17 protein-coding genes are annotated in these 15,822 nt (G+C 57.7%); 9 read left to right on the top strand and 8 right to left on the bottom strand.

What is annotated here, in order from left to right; genetic code table 11:
• Positions 1-118: 118 nt before the first annotated feature.
• The 5 genes from BMZ67_RS18830 to BMZ67_RS08510 all read left to right on the top strand — a co-directional run bounded on the left by BMZ67_RS18830 (position 119) and on the right by BMZ67_RS08510 (position 2,819).
• Entirely contained in the window at positions 119-367 is a 249-nt protein-coding gene (locus BMZ67_RS18830) for a cysteine-rich CWC family protein (RefSeq protein WP_092021615.1), read from the top strand.
• A gap of 173 nt (positions 368-540) precedes the next feature.
• The gene (locus tag BMZ67_RS08525) at positions 541-780 is read left to right on the top strand and encodes a hypothetical protein (RefSeq protein ID WP_092021613.1); all 240 of its coding nucleotides are present in this window, start codon (positions 541-543) and stop codon (positions 778-780) included.
• 26 nt (positions 781-806) lie between these two features.
• The gene (locus BMZ67_RS08520; RefSeq protein WP_092021612.1) at positions 807-1,106 is read left to right on the top strand and encodes a hypothetical protein; all 300 of its coding nucleotides are present in this window, start codon (positions 807-809) and stop codon (positions 1,104-1,106) included.
• A 51-nt stretch (positions 1,107-1,157) separates the two neighbouring features.
• Positions 1,158-1,712 carry a TFIIB-type zinc ribbon-containing protein gene (locus tag BMZ67_RS08515; RefSeq protein ID WP_092021610.1) on the top strand — a complete coding sequence of 185 codons (555 nt, stop codon included), beginning with the start codon at positions 1,158-1,160 and terminating at the stop codon, positions 1,710-1,712.
• A 78-nt stretch (positions 1,713-1,790) separates the two neighbouring features.
• Complete coding sequence (locus BMZ67_RS08510) at positions 1,791-2,819, top strand: class I fructose-bisphosphate aldolase (RefSeq protein WP_092021608.1); 1,029 nt, start codon at positions 1,791-1,793, stop codon at positions 2,817-2,819.
• A 12-nt stretch (positions 2,820-2,831) separates the two neighbouring features.
• Here the strand turns inward: BMZ67_RS08510 and BMZ67_RS08505 are convergent, their stop codons facing one another.
• The 7 genes from BMZ67_RS08505 to BMZ67_RS08475 form a co-directional block, all read right to left on the bottom strand.
• Positions 2,832-3,797, bottom strand: coding sequence for a tRNA dihydrouridine synthase (locus tag BMZ67_RS08505; RefSeq protein ID WP_092021607.1), 966 nt, complete (start codon positions 3,795-3,797; stop codon positions 2,832-2,834).
• A 123-nt stretch (positions 3,798-3,920) separates the two neighbouring features.
• Entirely contained in the window at positions 3,921-6,092 is a 2,172-nt protein-coding gene (gene katG / locus BMZ67_RS08500) for a catalase/peroxidase HPI (protein WP_092021605.1), read from the bottom strand.
• 403 nt (positions 6,093-6,495) lie between these two features.
• Entirely contained in the window at positions 6,496-6,714 is a 219-nt protein-coding gene (locus BMZ67_RS08495) for a DUF2835 domain-containing protein (protein WP_092021603.1), read from the bottom strand.
• A 24-nt stretch (positions 6,715-6,738) separates the two neighbouring features.
• On the bottom strand, positions 6,739-8,631 hold the full coding sequence (gene htpG, locus BMZ67_RS08490; RefSeq protein ID WP_092021601.1) for a molecular chaperone HtpG: 1,893 nt from the start codon (positions 8,629-8,631) through the stop codon (positions 6,739-6,741).
• Positions 8,632-8,768: 137 nt separating this feature from the next.
• The gene (locus BMZ67_RS08485) at positions 8,769-9,203 is read right to left on the bottom strand and encodes a PaaI family thioesterase (RefSeq protein ID WP_092021599.1); all 435 of its coding nucleotides are present in this window, start codon (positions 9,201-9,203) and stop codon (positions 8,769-8,771) included.
• Positions 9,190-9,669 (bottom strand): PaaI family thioesterase, encoded by a 480-nt coding sequence (locus BMZ67_RS08480; protein ID WP_092021597.1) that lies wholly within the window; start codon positions 9,667-9,669, stop codon positions 9,190-9,192. The genes BMZ67_RS08485 and BMZ67_RS08480 overlap by 14 nt, the downstream gene beginning before the upstream one ends.
• 11 nt (positions 9,670-9,680) lie before the next feature.
• Positions 9,681-10,427: a DUF599 domain-containing protein gene (locus BMZ67_RS08475; protein ID WP_092021595.1), complete on the bottom strand. Its 747-nt coding sequence runs from the start codon at positions 10,425-10,427 to the stop codon at positions 9,681-9,683.
• Positions 10,428-10,661: 234 nt separating this feature from the next.
• On the opposite strand from BMZ67_RS08475, the gene BMZ67_RS08470 reads away from it, so the two are divergent.
• Positions 10,662-11,903: a M48 family metalloprotease gene (locus BMZ67_RS08470; protein WP_092021593.1), complete on the top strand. Its 1,242-nt coding sequence runs from the start codon at positions 10,662-10,664 to the stop codon at positions 11,901-11,903.
• 13 nt (positions 11,904-11,916) lie between these two features.
• Here BMZ67_RS08470 and BMZ67_RS08465 read toward each other — a convergent pair whose 3' ends face one another.
• Complete coding sequence (locus BMZ67_RS08465; protein ID WP_245749914.1) at positions 11,917-12,855, bottom strand: alpha/beta fold hydrolase; 939 nt, start codon at positions 12,853-12,855, stop codon at positions 11,917-11,919.
• A 196-nt stretch (positions 12,856-13,051) separates the two neighbouring features.
• On the opposite strand from BMZ67_RS08465, the gene BMZ67_RS08460 reads away from it, so the two are divergent.
• The 3 genes from BMZ67_RS08460 to BMZ67_RS08450 all read left to right on the top strand — a co-directional run bounded on the left by BMZ67_RS08460 (position 13,052) and on the right by BMZ67_RS08450 (position 15,819).
• Positions 13,052-13,597 (top strand): hypothetical protein, encoded by a 546-nt coding sequence (locus BMZ67_RS08460; protein WP_092021591.1) that lies wholly within the window; start codon positions 13,052-13,054, stop codon positions 13,595-13,597.
• Positions 13,597-14,784, top strand: a complete 1,188-nt coding sequence (locus tag BMZ67_RS08455; RefSeq protein ID WP_092021589.1) for an iron-containing alcohol dehydrogenase — start codon at positions 13,597-13,599, stop codon at positions 14,782-14,784. The genes BMZ67_RS08460 and BMZ67_RS08455 overlap by 1 nt, the downstream gene beginning before the upstream one ends.
• A gap of 255 nt (positions 14,785-15,039) precedes the next feature.
• A complete protein-coding gene (locus BMZ67_RS08450; protein WP_092021587.1) occupies positions 15,040-15,819 on the top strand; it encodes a substrate-binding periplasmic protein in 780 nt (259 codons plus the stop codon).
• Positions 15,820-15,822: the final 3 nt, after the last annotated feature.

Here is a 15,822-nt window from a genome sequence, read left to right as displayed (position 1 = left end):
GGACGACCCTCTGGTTGGAAGCTTACAGGGTTCCGGAATGAATTTATGCCGTCTTGGTCAAATCGTCGCCTTCCATCTGGTATTCTCCCTCTATATCAAGTAGCTGGACGCCCCCTTCATGACCCTTAGCCATGAGCCCCCCCAAGTTCCCGGTACCGCCCATTGCCCACTGTGCGGTAAGGAGAATCACTGTGCGGTCAGCCTTGGAGAACCGCCCGAGCATTGTTGGTGCTTCGCCCCTGACATACAGTTTACTGAAGCGATGAAAGCTCTGGTGCCCGCCGATAAACGGGGGCGTTCCTGCATTTGCGCTGACTGTGTTTCGCGCCTTGCCCAAGGTCTGGACAAGGACGGGCTGGCGCCCTAGTGTCCCGTCTGGCTAATCCCTTAACCTACTGCTTGCCTCTGAGGACACTCGCCAGAAAGGCAGAGCGACAGAAAGTCCGAACGGTCGACAGAACCCCGCTGAATTCTGTGGGACGATGTCGCCCTCACCAAAGCAGCCGCATGCTGAAGGACCACTAACCAAAGGAAGGGAAAATGAAGGAATCACGGGACTATCTCGAAATGTCATTCCGCTCAATCGAGTGTTTTAGCAATGACGGAAAACTCGATGCAAAGGAGCTCCGTCAACTCCTGACCATCGCTGAACGGGATGGGCAGATTGATGACAATGAGGCCCGCGTACTTCGCAACATCATGTCCAGGGTTCAGCCCCATGAAATTGATGCCGACATGCAGGTCATGCTGGACGTAGTGTTGAAGAAAATCGGGGCCTGACCCCAGGCGGCCAAAGAGAACGAGCCATGGATATCTTCAGAGCGGTTTGCGGCGTTAGCCTGTTTATCGCGAGCACTTACCTGGTGGTCGATGGCGTGTTGGCCTCGCCATCAGACTGGGTATTGTTCGGTATCGGCGCCGCTGGCTTTGTCCTGGCTTACCTCCTCTGGCCCAGCAAAAAGCGGGGCCAGAGGCACCAGGACAACCCGTTCTGGGATATTCTTGAAATTCTTGTCGAACTGCCGGTAGAGCTTTTGCTATGGTTTGGCCGGCTACTCGGCAGGCTGTTATCGGGCAAAGGGGGCGGAGTCGATCTGGACTTCTGATCCCCTGCTGCACAACCCAACCCGGCCCATTCCGTTCATGGAGAAAGTGTTATGAAGTGTCCTAAGTGCAAGTCCACGGATCTCAAACCAACCAAGCTGGATGACAGCCTTCCGGTGATGGGCTGCACAGAGTGTGACGGCGCCTCGGTGTCCCTGCTCTATTATCGTGACTGGGCCGAGCGCACCATTCCCACCGAACCGGATGAGCAGATTGCTGCAACAGAGGCTGCTGCAGAAGAAATCACCGTAGAACCGGACACGGCCACCGCGCTATCCTGCCCCAAATGCGCCAAGCTGATGACCAAGTACACGATTTCCAGCGCCCACCGCAATCGGATTGACCTGTGCGGTTCCTGCGACGAAGCCTGGCTGGACGGCAGTGAATGGACCCTCCTCAAGTCCCTTGAGCTTGCCCATAAGCTGCCCAAGGTATTTACCGACCAGTGGCAACGTAAAGTCAGGGATCAGAAGATGGAAGCGCTGAAGGTTGAACGACTGAAGAACGTGGTGGGAGCGGAAGCCGCCGAAAAGGCCGTCACCTTCAAAACCTGGTTGAAGGACCAGGAACACAAGTCTGCCATCGTGCAGTTTGTGGGTTCCGACTGAGTTCCGGGTTATAAGCCGCCTCCACCCCTGGTCACGTCTATACTTTTGCCATGGAACCGCCCGACAACGGAGGACGCTATGAGCATAAAGGAACAACTCAGGGACACCATCGACGCCTTGGTGCAAGGCGGTAAAGGCATCCTTGCCGCGGATGAAAGCAGCCCGACCATCGCCAAACGATTTGCCGCCATCAATACCGAGTCAACGGAGGAGAACCGACGTCGTTACCGTAGCCTGGTACTGGAAACGCCGGATCTCGGAAAGTTCGTCAACGGTGTCATCCTGTTTGAGGAAACCCTGACACAAGTGGGCAGTGACGGTGTTCCCCTGCCCCAGGTCGCCATGCGTCAAGGCATTGTGCCCGGTATAAAGGTCGATAAGGGCAAAGTCCCTCTGGCCAACGCGCCGGGGGACGAAATCACACGGGGCCTGGATGGCCTGGAGGAACGTCTGGACGCCTACATTGCCCTGGGCGCACGGTTCGCGAAATGGCGCTGTGTCTACCACATCGACCACCACAACCCTGGCCGACTGGCCGTTGCCCAGAACGCCAACGTGCTGGCCAGCTATGCCGCGATTTGTCAGTCGAAAGGTGTGGTGCCCATTGTCGAGCCAGAAGTGCTGATTGATGGCGACCACCCCATAGAGCGCTGCGCCGAGGTGTCAGAGCAGGTCTTGCATGAGGTTTTCCATGCCCTTCACCAGCACCGGGTAATACTCGAGGCCATGCTGCTGAAGCCCAGCATGATCACGCCGGGCAAGGCCCATCCGGGCCAGGCAACGCCGGAACAGGTTGCCGAGTGGACACTGAAGGTATTCCAGCGGGTAGTACCGGCGGCCGTCCCGGGCATCAATTTCCTGTCAGGCGGGCAAACCCCGGTAGAGGCGACCGAAAACCTCAACGCCATTAACTGTATGGTGAAACGCCCCTGGAACCTTAGCTTCTCCTACGGACGAGCGTTGCAGGAACCCGCCCTCAAAGCCTGGATGGGGCAGGCGGACCGGGTGGCAGCGGCGCAGTCGGCCCTGTACCACCGGGCCAAGATGAACGGGTTGGCGACACTGGGCGCCTACACGCCGGATATGGAGAGCGATGCGATGGTCTGAGGAACGCGCCGCTCAGGCGGCCTGGAAGTACCGCGCGGAGTCATTCAGGCACTGATACAGCGGCGCCGCTTCTCGAATCTTTCGGGCCTTTGACCAAACCGCCTCTGCTTCAGGGTAACCCCGTCGCAGGTAGTTCAGCCATTGCTTGAGGCGACCGGTCACGTAACGGTCTTCCAGGCGTTGCTCCAGCTCCGCACCGTAAGCAACCACCTGCTCCACCACGCCAGCCCAGCTCAGTGGCTCACCTTCTTCCCCTGCCTGGCTGGCCTTGATCAGTCGAGCCAGGTCAGGCCGGGTCACCAGGCCCCGCCCGATCATCACATCGTCGCAGCCACTCACCTCTCGGCAGCGCCAGTAGTCCTCAACAGTCCAGACCTCACCATTGGCAATAACCTGGGTTCGAACCGCGTTCCGCACCCGGGCAATTTCCTCCCAATACGCCGGTGGCTTATAGCCATCCACCTTGCTTCGCGCATGGATGACGATTTCATCAGCGCCCGCCGCTTCCAGCGCCTGTCCACAGGCGACTGCCATGGAGCGGTCGTCATACCCCAGTCTCATCTTCGCCGTCACGGGTACGGCTGACGGCACGGCCTGACAAACGGCTTCGGTGATCCGTTGCATTTGTTCCGGCTCTCGCATCAGCACGCAGCCGCCCTTGTGACGGTTCACGGTCTTGGCCGGACAGCCAAAATTGATATCAACCTGAGATGCCCCCAGTTCCGCTGCCCTGACCCCGTGCCGCGCCATCATTTCCGGATCCGACCCCAACAACTGCACCGCCACAGGCACGCCAACCCGGGTCAACGAGCCGTTGTGAAGCTCCGGCGCGTACTTGTAGAAGATACGAGGAGGCAGCATGCCATGGGTGACCCGGATGAATTCAGTCACACTGCGGTCGATGCCACCAACCGCCGTGAGGATTTCACGGATGGGTGCATCAACCAGCCCTTCCATCGGGGCAAGGATAATTCGCATTGAGGCTCCGGAGATGTATGGCAGCGAAGAGTTGATCAAAAAACAATCGGGGCGGGATTGTAAGGAATTTGGCGGGCGTTTGGTAGCCGGGCCCCAAAAAAGGGGCCCGTGATTCTTCAGTGGTTAGGCAAGATCGAATCGATCCGCGTTCATGACCTTGGCCCAAGCGGCGACAAAGTCGTTGATGAACCGGGTCTGGTTATCATCCTGGGCGTACACTTCCGCGTAAGCGCGCAGGATAGAATTGGAGCCGAACACCAGATCGACCCGGGTGGCGGTCCACTTCACGGAACCGTTCGCGCGATCAACAATGTCATAGCGGTTGTTCCCTTTCGGTTCCCAACGGTTCCCCATGTCCGTCAGGTTGACGAAGAAATCGTTGGTCAACTGGCCGACCCGGTCAGTAAACACCCCGTCGCCAGTACCGCCATGGTTGGTCCCCAATACCCGCATCCCGCCAAGCAACACCGTCATTTCCGGCGCCGTCAGCCCCATCAGCTGGGCCCGATCCAGCATCAGCTTCTCCGGTGACGCCGAGTAGTCCTGCTTCAGCCAGTTACGGAAGGCATCGTGCACAGGCTCCAGGGGCTCGAAGGAGGCCGCATCGGTCTGCGCGTCTGTGGCATCACCCCGTCCCGGAGCGAACGGTACGGTGACGTTGACACCGGCGGCCTTGGCGGCCTGCTCGATACCCACATTACCAGCCAGCACAATCACATCCGCGATGCTGGCACCGGTGTCAGCGGCGATGCTTTCCAGCACACTCAGCACTTTGGCCAGGCGCTGGGGCTCGTTGCCAGCCCAGTCCTTTTGCGGAGCCAGCCTGATCCGGGCACCGTTTGCCCCACCGCGCATGTCGGAACCGCGGAAGGTACGGGCACTGTCCCAAGCCGTTGCAACCAGTTCACCAACACTCAGGCCACTGTCGGCAATGCTGGCTTTCACTGCGGCGACGTCATAATTGCCATTACCGGCAGGTACCGGGTCTTGCCAGATCAACTCCTCGGCCGGCACTTCGGGTCCCACATAACGAACTTTGGGTCCCATATCCCGGTGGGTCAGCTTGAACCACGCCCGGGCAAATACTTCATCGAAATAGGCCGGATCAGCACGGAACTTCTCGGAGATCTTGCGATACTCCGGATCTTCCCGCATCGCCATGTCGGCATCGGTCATCATGGGCATGCAATGAATCGACGGGTCTTCCACGTCCACCGGCATATCCTCTTCCCGGATATCCTTCGGCTTCCATTGCCACGCCCCGGCCGGGCTCTTGGTAAGCTCCCACTCGTGGCCGAGAAGCATTTCAAAATAGCCGTTGTCCCACCGGGTTGGGTGGGTGGTCCACGCCCCTTCTATACCACTGGTCACCGCATCGCGACCCACACCCCGGGACTTGTGGTTGTTCCATCCCAGGCCCTGCTCCTCGATACCGGCGGCTTCCGGTTCGCGACCAAGGTTGGCGGCATCGCCATTGCCGTGGCCCTTACCAACGGTATGGCCGCCAGCCGTCAGGGCCACGGTTTCCTCATCGTTCATGGCCATTCGTGCGAAGGTCTCACGGACGTCCTTGGCGGTCTTCAATGGGTCAGGGTTACCATCCACCCCTTCCGGGTTCACGTAGATGAGCCCCATCATGACCGCCGCCAGCGGGTTCTCCAGATCGCGTTCGCCAGAGTAACGGCTGTTCGGGTTCTCGGTCGGTGCCAGCCACTCTTCCTCGGCTCCCCAGTAGGTATCGATTTCCGGGGCCCAGATATCTTCACGGCCAAACCCAAATCCGAAGGTTTTGAAGCCCATGGATTCATAGGCCACATTCCCGGCCAGAATGATCAGGTCAGCCCAGCTGATCGCGTTGCCGTATTTTCTCTTGATGGGCCACAACAACCGGCGGGCCTTGTCGAGGTTGCCGTTGTCCGGCCAGGAGTTCAGTGGGGCAAAGCGTTGGTTGCCGGTGCCCGCACCGCCCCGGCCATCGGCGACCCGGTAGGAACCGGCCGCATGCCAGGCCATACGGATCATAAGGCCGCCATAGTGGCCCCAATCCGCCGGCCACCAGTCCTGGCTGTCGGTCATCAGGTCGGTCAGGTCTTTCTTGAGCGCAGCCACATCCAACCCTTTGAGCGCGTCCCGGTAATCAAAGTCGCTGCCCAGTGGGTTCGATTTGGTGTCGTGTTGATGGAGGATGTCCAGGTTCAGCGCTTCGGGCCACCACTTCATGGCGGTCGAGCCAACGGAGGTATTGGCGCCGTGCATGACCGGGCATTTACCGCCGGATTGATTATTCTGAGTCATTGCCTTTCTCCCTGTTTTCTATGAGGTCACTCGTACCTGACGGGTCAGCGACTTTGAGACCGGAGCATCACTAACTATAGGTGACCGGCAAATCGCTGCTTGAAGAATTCCTACCAACCAGATAGCTGTTCGCTATCGTGCACTTTCCTTTCCTGGAACGGGTGCCAAGACTTTCAAAGCTCAGAGTTAATGGGTGACGGCATAGTCTGCCCAATACTCCGCCAGAAGCTCGACAACACCGAATCTGGAGTTCCACGAGCCAGATTCCCTAAGGGGCATGGTGCGTCTCCTGTGTTTCATTCGGTACAGGACTACGATAGCAACCCCCGGAACGAGAGATACAATTAATTAAAAAAACCGCCTTAAAAGCTTTTGGTTATCGAAGGCGTAAGCGAAATGGAACTTACAGACGGTCTACCGTCTGGAACTTGCCGTTGGCATCGAAGGAAATACGAAAGGCACCGTGAATACCGTCACGGAGAAAGAAGGGAGAAAGTATTCGGGCCGGGAAACGGACACTGCGTCCGTCCCTGGCCCGGGCATGGACATCCCGTGCGACCCCCTGATAGAGCTTTACCCACTCCTCAGGGGTGATCGAGATGTCCACGATGATGTGCTGCATAGTGTCGCCTGAGCCGGGTCCGGATCAGTGAGACAGTTCCAGCAACAGACGGTTCAGGCGGGCAACGTAAGCACCCGGGTCCTGCAGCTGTTCACCGCTGGCCAGGGTGGCCTGGTCGAACAGCACCGCAGACAGTTCACCAAAGCGCTCCTCGCCCTGCTCGGTTTCGAGGCGCTGAACCAGCGGATGCTCTACGTTGATCTCAAAGATCGGCTTACTGTCAGGCACGGTCTGACCGGCCGCTTCCATGATTTTTTTCATCTGGGCGCCCATATCGTGATCACCCACCACCAGACAGGCCGGAGAGTCGGTCAGGCGGTTGGTCACCCGGACTTCCTGAACCCGCCCTTCAAGGGCCTTCTGGATGCGCTCCAGCAGTTCCTTGTGGGTCTTGGTGGCTTCTTCCTGCTGCTTCTTGTCTTCTTCGGTCTCGGTATCGCCGAGATCCAGCTCACCACGAGCGACATCCTGGAACTGCTTGCTGTCGTACTCGTTGAGGTAACCCATCATCCACTCGTCGATGCGGTCACACAGAATCAGTACCTCGATACCTTTCTTGCGGAACACTTCCAGGTGCGGGCTGCTCTTGGCGGCCACAAAGCTGTCAGCAGTGATGTAGTAGATCTTTTTCTGGCCGTCTTTCATGCGGCCAATGTAGTCGTCCAGGGAAACGTTCTGGGTGGCCTCTCCGGTGTGGGTGGAGGCAAAGCGCAACAGGCCGGCGACCTTTTCACGGTTACCGAAGTCTTCTGCCGGACCTTCCTTCAGAACCTGGCCAAACTCGTCCCAGAATTTCTGGTATTGCTCCGGGTCTTTCTTCGCCAGCTTGGACATCATGTCCAGTACCCGCTTGGTGAGTGCCGACTTGATGCTCTCAACGGTGCTGTCGTTCTGAAGGATCTCACGGGAGACGTTCAGGGACAGGTCATTAGAATCGATCACACCCTTGGTGAAGCGCAGGTACAGCGGCAGGAACTGTTCGGCATCGTCCATGATGAACACGCGTTGCACGTACAGTTTCAGGCCCCGCGGGGCTTCCCGGTTGTACAGGTCAAAAGGCGCCCGTGCTGGCAGGTACAGCAGGCTGGTGTAATCCAGCTTGCCTTCCACCTTGTTGTGGGACCAGCTCAGGGGGTCTTCAAAGTCGTGGGCAATGTGCTTGTAGAACTCTTTGTATTCCTCGTCCTTCACTTCGTTACGAGGCAGAGTCCACAACGCGGTCGCGTCATTCACGGTTTCGTCTTTCGCTTCCTCACCATCTTCCCCGCCTTCGGCTTTCATCACCACCGGGAACGAAATGTGGTCAGAGTATTTCTTGACCAGGGAGCGCAAGCGCCAGCCGTTGGCGAATTCTTTTTCATCCGCCTTCAGGTGCAGGACAATCTGGGTACCACGGGCTTCACGGGTAACCGGCTCAATACTGAACTCACCGTCGCCCTTGGACTCCCAGCGGATACCGTCCTCGGCAGACGCACCTGCCTTACGGGTAAAGACTTCCACCCGGTCCGCCACAATAAAGGCGGAGTAGAAGCCAACACCAAACTGGCCGATCAGCTTGCTGTCTTTCTTTTCGTCGCCAGATAGTTGCTTAAGAAATTCCGCGGTTCCGGACTTGGCAATCGTGCCCAGGTTATTGATGACATCGTCACGGTTCATCCCAATACCGTTATCGGTGATGGTGACGGTGTTGGCTTCCTCATCAAAGTCGATGCGGATGTTCAGGTCGGACACACCCTCATACAGGCTATCGTCCTTGAGGGCGGCAAAGCGCAGTTTATCTTCAGCGTCAGACGCGTTGGAGATCAGCTCCCGGAGGAAGATTTCCTTGTTGGAATAGAGGGAGTGGATCATCAGGTGAAGCAGCTGCTTCACTTCGGTCTGAAAGCCCAGGGTTTCTTTCTGTGATTCAACCGTCATGGCTTGGAATTCTCCTGACTGCAATGGAACACATTACGCCGGTCAGCTTAAGGACTGGCCGGCTAAATTTGGTCATGCACTCAGAAGTGGGGCCTCACTCAGGCATTTCAAGGCCCCTGGCTGGCAAAATGGACGTGTCAGTCTTCCAGCAGGAAATGCGCTCGGGCGGTGGCAATCGGCTCGTTGCGGGACTTTTGCCAGGCGGTGATCATCACGTTGGCCACCCGGTTACCCTGACGGGTGAGCCTGCATTCGGCAAAGGTTTCCCGGTCGAGGCCAGCTCGCAGATAGTCCAGTGAGAAATCCACAATAAGCGGCATCCGCAGCACTTCCTGGGACATCATCAGGTAGATGGCCGCTGACAGCTCCATAAACCCGCCAATCACCCCACCATGGATGGCCGGCAGGATCGGGTTCCCGATATTGGAGGCCTTACGCGGCAGGCGGAAAATCAGGTCGTCACCAAAGCGCTCGCACTCAAGCCCGATAAACGTGGCGTAGGGAATGTCATTGAGCATCCGGGAAAAGTCACCCGTTTCCTGGGTGTAGCGGAGTACTTCAGCCGTTGTCATGTGCATCTCCGGTAATCAGGTCACGATAGGATTTTGGGGTTGCCTCTTTACCAATGCGCATAAAGGTGCCAACACATTGAGCCACCGCCTTACCTGGCTCCTGATACGCCTCACATCGGGTAAAGATGATATTCCGGGTTACCCGATACGCCTCAGCCCGGGCATACACCGGTTTGTGGGGTTCAGCGGCGCGCATGTAGTCCACCCGGAGATCCAGGGTGGGACATAGCTCAAACTCTGGCAGTGCACAGATCATTACCGACCCTGACGCAGTGTCCATCAACGTGGTGATCGCTCCACCATGAATCACTCCGGTCTCCGGATTACCAATGATCTGCTTGCTGTATGGCAGACACAACACCAGGTGGTTGTGAGCTGCATCCGTCACCGTTAATCCCAATGCCTGTGATTGCTGCAGGGTGTCGATAAACCGGGTCACCCGGTCCATCAGTGTGGTATCCGTCATTCAATCAGCCCTTACTTCAGATTTGCTGTGAATTTGTCCGTCTTCCCGGTACGCCCACCGGGCTCTTCAAATACCTTGCCCTGGCGCAGCGCAGTCAGCGCCGCCGAGCGAAACTCCCGCCGGTAAAGAACAAGCACAACCCAGGTGGACGCGATCATGAACGTGATCGGGTGAATAAACCAGGCCACCACGGCCAGGGCATAGTAATAGGAGCGCAGCCCAAGGTTGAAGGCGTCACCCGCCATGTTACAGACGCTGGCTGCATTGACCGCAAACGCTTCCCTGGCCGCCGGGCTGATCTGTTTGTCGTCCGGCATTGGGGCGCTGCCAATCAACACCGCCACAAAATTGTACATGCGCATGGACCAGGTAAATTTGAAAAAGGCGTAGATGAACACCACCATCAACACCACCATCCGCAGCTCCCATATTTCACGGCTGGGCATGGTGCTGAAGGGCATCGTGCTGAACACTTCCATCACTTCCTGAGTATAACCCAGCGCGGTGATGATACCGGCCAGGATCAGCAGGCAGCTGGACGCGAAGAAGGCACCGTTACGTTCCAGGTTGCCAACCACCGAGGCGTCGGAAATGCGGTTGCCCCGTTGCAGCATCACCCGCATCCAGTCACCGCGATAGATGTCCAGGGTATTGGAGAGACAGGGGCGGTCGTTCGCCCGCCGGCGCGAATATTCGCTGTATCCCAGCCAACACACGAAAAACCAGACCAGAGCCAATAACTCGAGATAATCGGACATCAATACCTTTCCGGGAGTGTGGGGAGAAACCTTTCGCGGCGGCGCGCATCATATCTTAAAGGCTGAAGGCCCTCCACAGGCGGAAATCCGGATCACACTCCGTTTCCCGCTAGTGTGGTATAACACCGTCAATTTCACCTTAGATGCAGGTGATGGACATTACCACTCAGCAAGACCACGTAAGGGAGACGGGTTGTGAGAAATCGTAGTTATCGCCGCTGGCTGGCACTGGGAATGGCAGTTGCCCTCACTTCAGGTTGCGCAGTCAATCCGGTCACAGGCGAAAGCCAGCTGTCATTGATTTCAGAAAGCCAGGAAATGGCCATGGGGGCCGAGCAATACATTCCCACCCAACAAACCCAGGGTGGGCAGTTCTATCTCGACCCGAACCTCACGTTCTACGTGAGCGAGGTTGGCAATAAACTGGCGGCGGTCAGTGACCGCCCTGACCTGCCCTATGAATTCGTTATCCTGAACAGCAGTGTTCCTAACGCCTGGGCACTGCCTTCCGGCAAGATCGCCATCAACCGCGGCCTGCTCACCCAACTTGAAGACGAAGCGCAGCTGGCCTCGGTGCTCGGTCATGAAATTGTCCATGCCGCGGCTCGCCACAGCGTCCAGCGCATGCAAACCGGGATGATCCTCAATGCCGGCATGGCAGGCCTGGGCATGGCCATGGGCGACAGCGGGCTGGCCAATGTGATCATGGGCAGCGCCAACCTCGGCTCCCAGCTGGCCCTTGCCCAGTACGGTCAGGGCGACGAACTGGAGTCCGACCGGTTTGGCATCAGGTATATGGTCAAGGCCGGTTACGATCCCATGGCCGCCGTTGAGCTCCAGCAGTTGTTTGTAAACATGTCCCAGGGCCAGGAAGCGAACTACCTGTCGAGTCTGTTTGCCACCCACCCACCGTCCCAGACCCGGGTGAATCGAAACCTGGAGATGGCCAGGGAGATTGGCCCCGGCGGTACTCGCGGGCGTGAGCAGTTCCAGCGGAAAATGGCCCGGTTAAATGCGCTGCAACCGGCCTACGATGCGTACGACGAAGCCACCGCCCTGATTCGCCAGGAAGACTTTGACGGCGCCATGGCCAAGGTGAATGAAGCGTTGGAGATCGAGCCGGACGAGGCCATGTTCCACGCCCTTCGGGGTCAGTTGCTGACACGTGCCGGTAACACCGCCGAAGCTGCCCGGGCCTTCGACAAAGCGGTCTCGCTGTACCCTGACATGTTCAGCTACCGCCTGTATCGAGGCCTCAATGCCTTTGCCCGAAACCAGTACCCTCAGGCACGGGAAGACCTCACCGAAGCCAATCGCATTGTTCCAACCGCCATTGGCTTCCTGCGGCTTGGAGACATAGCCGTGGCCGAAAACCGTCAGGAAGACGCGGTTCGCTTCTACCAGACAGCCGCCCAGGCGGGTGGACAAGTCGGTGAGGAAGCGCGCCGTAAGCTTGCCAAATTAACGCAAGGATAACCCGCGCCGGAGTCTATTCGGGGAACAGCCGCCGAACCACGCGTTCGGCGGTGTCTTCGGGGTGCTCCAGCATGAAGCAATGCCCGCCGGAAACCACTTCTGTGGTTACCTGCCTCACCATCCGCTGCCAGCGTTTGGCCGACTCGCCCACAAACGGGTAGGTACGGTTGCCATAAATCAGGTGCACCGGGGTTTGCACGCCACGTAGTGACGACCAGAGTCGCCGGGGATAGGAGCCAAAGATCTCCGCTTCCCGTTCAGGGCGACACTTCAGCCCGACGCCACCCTGTTGTTGCGGCTCCAGGCCGTGGGTCAGGTAACTTTTCAACGCCCGTTCATCCCAGCCCCGGAAAATACCCCGTTCGTGGAAATTAGCGTGTGCCGCCGTCAGATCGGGCCAGTGGGAGCGACGTTTCCTGGCTCTGGTTGCCATTCGGTTACGCCGCCAAAGCCCGACCACATTGGTGGCGGCCATGAATCGAAGCATGTTTGGCGAAAACAGGACCGGATCCAGGAGCACCGCTCGCGAAAACAGCTCTGGAGATCGGGCCATCATCAACGCGGTCATCACGCCACCAAAACTGTGCCCCAACCCCAGTACCGGCAATGCCTGCCCCTGGGCATCCCGACACGCTTGCTGGTACTCAGGCAGAACGGCCGTCAGCGCTTCTTCGCACAGGGATGCCGTGCCGTTCCAACCCTGGAACCGACCACCATGGTCACTTTCGCCGTGGCCCTGGACGTCACTGATGAACAGGTCGGCATGGTCCAGAAGAGGCGCCAGCATGTGCTCGTAAACCAGGCCCGCGTATCCATTGCCATGGATAAAATGGATCAGGGGGCGTCCACTGGGCACACTCCGCAGGCCACGGACGGTAAAGCCCGCAGACGTTGTATGTGACCAGGGTTGAAGGCGGTATTTCAAGGGTTGGGTATGGGCGGAACCTACCACGAGCTGTCCTCTATCACTGTCGTAGACCGCCGCTATCCTCCACAAAACTTACCCTCCACACAATTACCATTACTAATAATTTGCTATAGCAAGGTATCTGGCCCAGCTGACACGCGATTGCCGTCACTCCTTTCATTGACATTTAGAGCAATAACTCTAAAAATCAATTCAACCTAACAACAAATGGATGATTTCCATGCTAGCCAGTCGAATGCAGCCTATGGCGTTGCATGCCCGCCGCCTGTACGTGAATCTCATGTTTCAGGTGATGGGGAACGCCCTGCAGGCAATCAGTGAAGTAGATGGGAAAGTTCAGGACGAAGCCAAGGCCCTGCCAGACGGTTTCCTTTTTGAAATGATGGTAATGCCCAATGGGCCCAGCCTCGTCATTGAGCACAAGGGCCAGGGACGCTTTCACTATCACGGCAGCTCAGCGCCCCGGGCGGTGGATCTGTCCATCCAGTTCAAGCACATCGCCCACGCCTTTCTGGTGTTGTCGTTCCAGGAAAAAACCTCGGTCGCCTTCGCCAATGACCGCATGATCGTGGATGGTGACATTGGCTACGCCGTTCGTATGACACGGGTACTGAACCGGCTTGAGGCTTTTATTCTGCCTCGTCTGGTCGCCCAGCGGGCGGTCAAGGAATACCCGAGCAACCTGCACCTGCCCGAGAAGATCATGAGTGCTTCCAGAATCTACCTGAAAGTGGCATCCCAATTCGTTGAGACGGCGAGAGCATAATGACCAATAAATACTATGAATTTTTCTGTCCGGTAAAAGTTGTTGCGGGCAAAGCCGCGCTTGAGCACATCCCCTATGAGCTGACGAGCCTCGGCGCCCAGCGCCCGATGATCATCACTGACAAAGGCGTACGTGCAGCCGGACTGCTGGAACCTGTTGTGACCGCCTGTGAGGAAAGCGAGCTGGACATCGTCAGCATCTACGATGATGTACCACCGGATTCGTCCACAGCGGTTGTGCGTGACATTGCCGGCATTTATCGCGCGGAAAAGTGCGACTCCATCATCGCCGTTGGTGGTGGGTCTGCCATCGACACTGCAAAAGCCGTCAACATTCTGGTATCCGAGGGTGGCGATGACATCGCAGCCTACGCCGGTGCGGGAGTGATCAAGCATCCCCTGAAGCCGTTTTTCGTGGTGCCAACCACCGCAGGCACCGGCTCCGAGGTTACAGCTGTCGCGGTTATCGCCGATACCGAAAAGTCCGTAAAACTCCCCTTTACCTCGTCATTCCTGCTGCCAAATGCAGCCATTATCGACCCACGAATGACCCTGACGCTGCCGCCACACATTACCGCGGCAACCGCCATGGACGCACTGACCCACGCCACCGAAGCCTTCACCTGCATGGCTAAGAATCCGCTGAGCGATGCCTATGCGACAGCCGCGGTTAAAAAGATCAGTGATAACCTGCTGCGGGTGATGGACAACCCGAAAGACGCCGATGGCCGCCTGGAACTTGCCCAGGCCTCCACCATGGCCGGCATCGCGTTTTCCAACTCCATGGTGGGCCTTGTTCACTCACTGGGCCACGCGACAGGCGCCATTTGCCATTTGCCTCATGGACTGTGCATGAGCTTGTACATGCCGTACGTGCTGGAGTACAACCTGGAGACCATTCGCCAACCACTGGGTGAGCTGCTGCTTTACCTCGACGGTCCGGAAGCCTACGCAGCAACGCCGGCAAACCGCCGCGCCGAAGCCGCGATTGCCGCCATTCGCCGGATGCGGGACGCACTGTACAAGAAGTGCAAGCTGCCCCGTACCCTGAAAGAAACCGGACAGGTGGACGAATCCCAGCTCGACGCCATCGCTGCACTGGCGCTGGACGATGGCTCCATCATGTTCAACCCCCGCGAGGCGACTCTGGAGGATGTGAAGGCCGTCCTTCAGAAAGCCTGGGCCTGACCCGTCATTGACCCCTCGGGCATGGGTAAAACCACCCATGCCCGCCCTTCTTTCCCGCTGCCCCCCAGCGAATATTCCCACGCTTGTGCCAGTTCATCTGATAGCTTCCTATCATCAGGACATTGAAAAACAAGTAAATCCGGATTACATTTCCAGCTGTTGCATGGATGCCTCGATGAGTCTCTGCACGGCTCCCTAAATTCCAAATTGATTGAGCATTGAACCGCTCGTTGAAACTCAGAGGTTCTGGTCACCATGCCAACGTCAACGCTGCGTACGCTGGCCGCGCTTCTATTGCTTGCAGTACTGTTGTTGACGCCAACCTGGCTGAGCGCCAACACAAACGGTGAAGCGGGCGTAGACGCCCTGCGCCTCAATGTATCCCCGAGAGGTTACCCGCCCTACCTGATTGTCGATAACGACCGGGTATCCGGCATTGTCTGGGATGTGATCAACCGGATTTCCAGTCAACTGGAAATCCCCGTAGAAACCGCTCGCATCCCCCGCAAGCGAGTCGACGGGATGATCCTGTCGGGCTACATCAATGCCACCCCCCGCGCCATCGAGTGGACCGACAACCCAGACCACTTCTTGTTCACCGACACCATCGTGCCGGTGGAAGAAGTCTTCTTCCACCCGGTTGCCAGTGAGTTCGTGTTCAACAACATCGACGACCTCAAGGCCAAGGTATTCGTCACCCACCTGGGCTACCAGTACCCCTACCTCGATGAACTGTTTGAGAATGGTTTGGCGAAACGTTTTGATGTTGCAGACGACCTGGATCTGTTTCGCTATCTGCTGGACAGCCAGCGCTTTGATGCGGCTATCTCAGACCGGCTGGTCGGCCAATGGCTGATTCGCAATCACCCGCAGATCGGCGGTTACCTGACTTCTACCGAACGGTCCATCAGTAATTTCGGCCTGCGCCTTATGGTTCGCAAAGACATGGGCGACTTTGTCGAGTGCTTCAACGAGGCACTTGCCGAGCTCAAGACCTCCGGGGAGCTCGACAAGATCCTTGCCCGTTACCGTTAGCGC

This window comes from Marinobacter zhejiangensis (assembly GCF_900114775.1).
GTDB lineage: Bacteria > Pseudomonadota > Gammaproteobacteria > Pseudomonadales > Oleiphilaceae > Marinobacter > Marinobacter zhejiangensis.
This window is presented reverse-complemented; position numbering and strand designations above follow the sequence as displayed.

Excerpts from the sequence above, each read along its gene's own strand:
- BMZ67_RS18830 (WP_092021615.1), top strand. The coding sequence starts at position 119 with ATGACCCTTAGCCATGAGCCCCCCCAAGTTCCCGGTACCGCCCATTGC.
- BMZ67_RS08525 (WP_092021613.1), top strand. The coding sequence starts at position 541 with ATGAAGGAATCACGGGACTATCTCGAAATGTCATTCCGCTCAATCGAG.
- BMZ67_RS08520 (WP_092021612.1), top strand. The coding sequence starts at position 807 with ATGGATATCTTCAGAGCGGTTTGCGGCGTTAGCCTGTTTATCGCGAGC.
- BMZ67_RS08515 (WP_092021610.1), top strand. The coding sequence starts at position 1,158 with ATGAAGTGTCCTAAGTGCAAGTCCACGGATCTCAAACCAACCAAGCTG.
- BMZ67_RS08510 (WP_092021608.1), top strand. The coding sequence starts at position 1,791 with ATGAGCATAAAGGAACAACTCAGGGACACCATCGACGCCTTGGTGCAA.
- BMZ67_RS08505 (WP_092021607.1), bottom strand. The coding sequence starts at position 3,797 with ATGCGAATTATCCTTGCCCCGATGGAAGGGCTGGTTGATGCACCCATC.
- katG (WP_092021605.1), bottom strand. The coding sequence starts at position 6,092 with ATGACTCAGAATAATCAATCCGGCGGTAAATGCCCGGTCATGCACGGC.
- BMZ67_RS08495 (WP_092021603.1), bottom strand. The coding sequence starts at position 6,714 with ATGCAGCACATCATCGTGGACATCTCGATCACCCCTGAGGAGTGGGTA.
- htpG (WP_092021601.1), bottom strand. The coding sequence starts at position 8,631 with ATGACGGTTGAATCACAGAAAGAAACCCTGGGCTTTCAGACCGAAGTG.
- BMZ67_RS08485 (WP_092021599.1), bottom strand. The coding sequence starts at position 9,203 with ATGACAACGGCTGAAGTACTCCGCTACACCCAGGAAACGGGTGACTTT.
- BMZ67_RS08480 (WP_092021597.1), bottom strand. The coding sequence starts at position 9,669 with ATGACGGATACCACACTGATGGACCGGGTGACCCGGTTTATCGACACC.
- BMZ67_RS08475 (WP_092021595.1), bottom strand. The coding sequence starts at position 10,427 with ATGTCCGATTATCTCGAGTTATTGGCTCTGGTCTGGTTTTTCGTGTGT.
- BMZ67_RS08470 (WP_092021593.1), top strand. The coding sequence starts at position 10,662 with ATGGCAGTTGCCCTCACTTCAGGTTGCGCAGTCAATCCGGTCACAGGC.
- BMZ67_RS08460 (WP_092021591.1), top strand. The coding sequence starts at position 13,052 with ATGCTAGCCAGTCGAATGCAGCCTATGGCGTTGCATGCCCGCCGCCTG.
- BMZ67_RS08455 (WP_092021589.1), top strand. The coding sequence starts at position 13,597 with ATGACCAATAAATACTATGAATTTTTCTGTCCGGTAAAAGTTGTTGCG.
- BMZ67_RS08450 (WP_092021587.1), top strand. The coding sequence starts at position 15,040 with ATGCCAACGTCAACGCTGCGTACGCTGGCCGCGCTTCTATTGCTTGCA.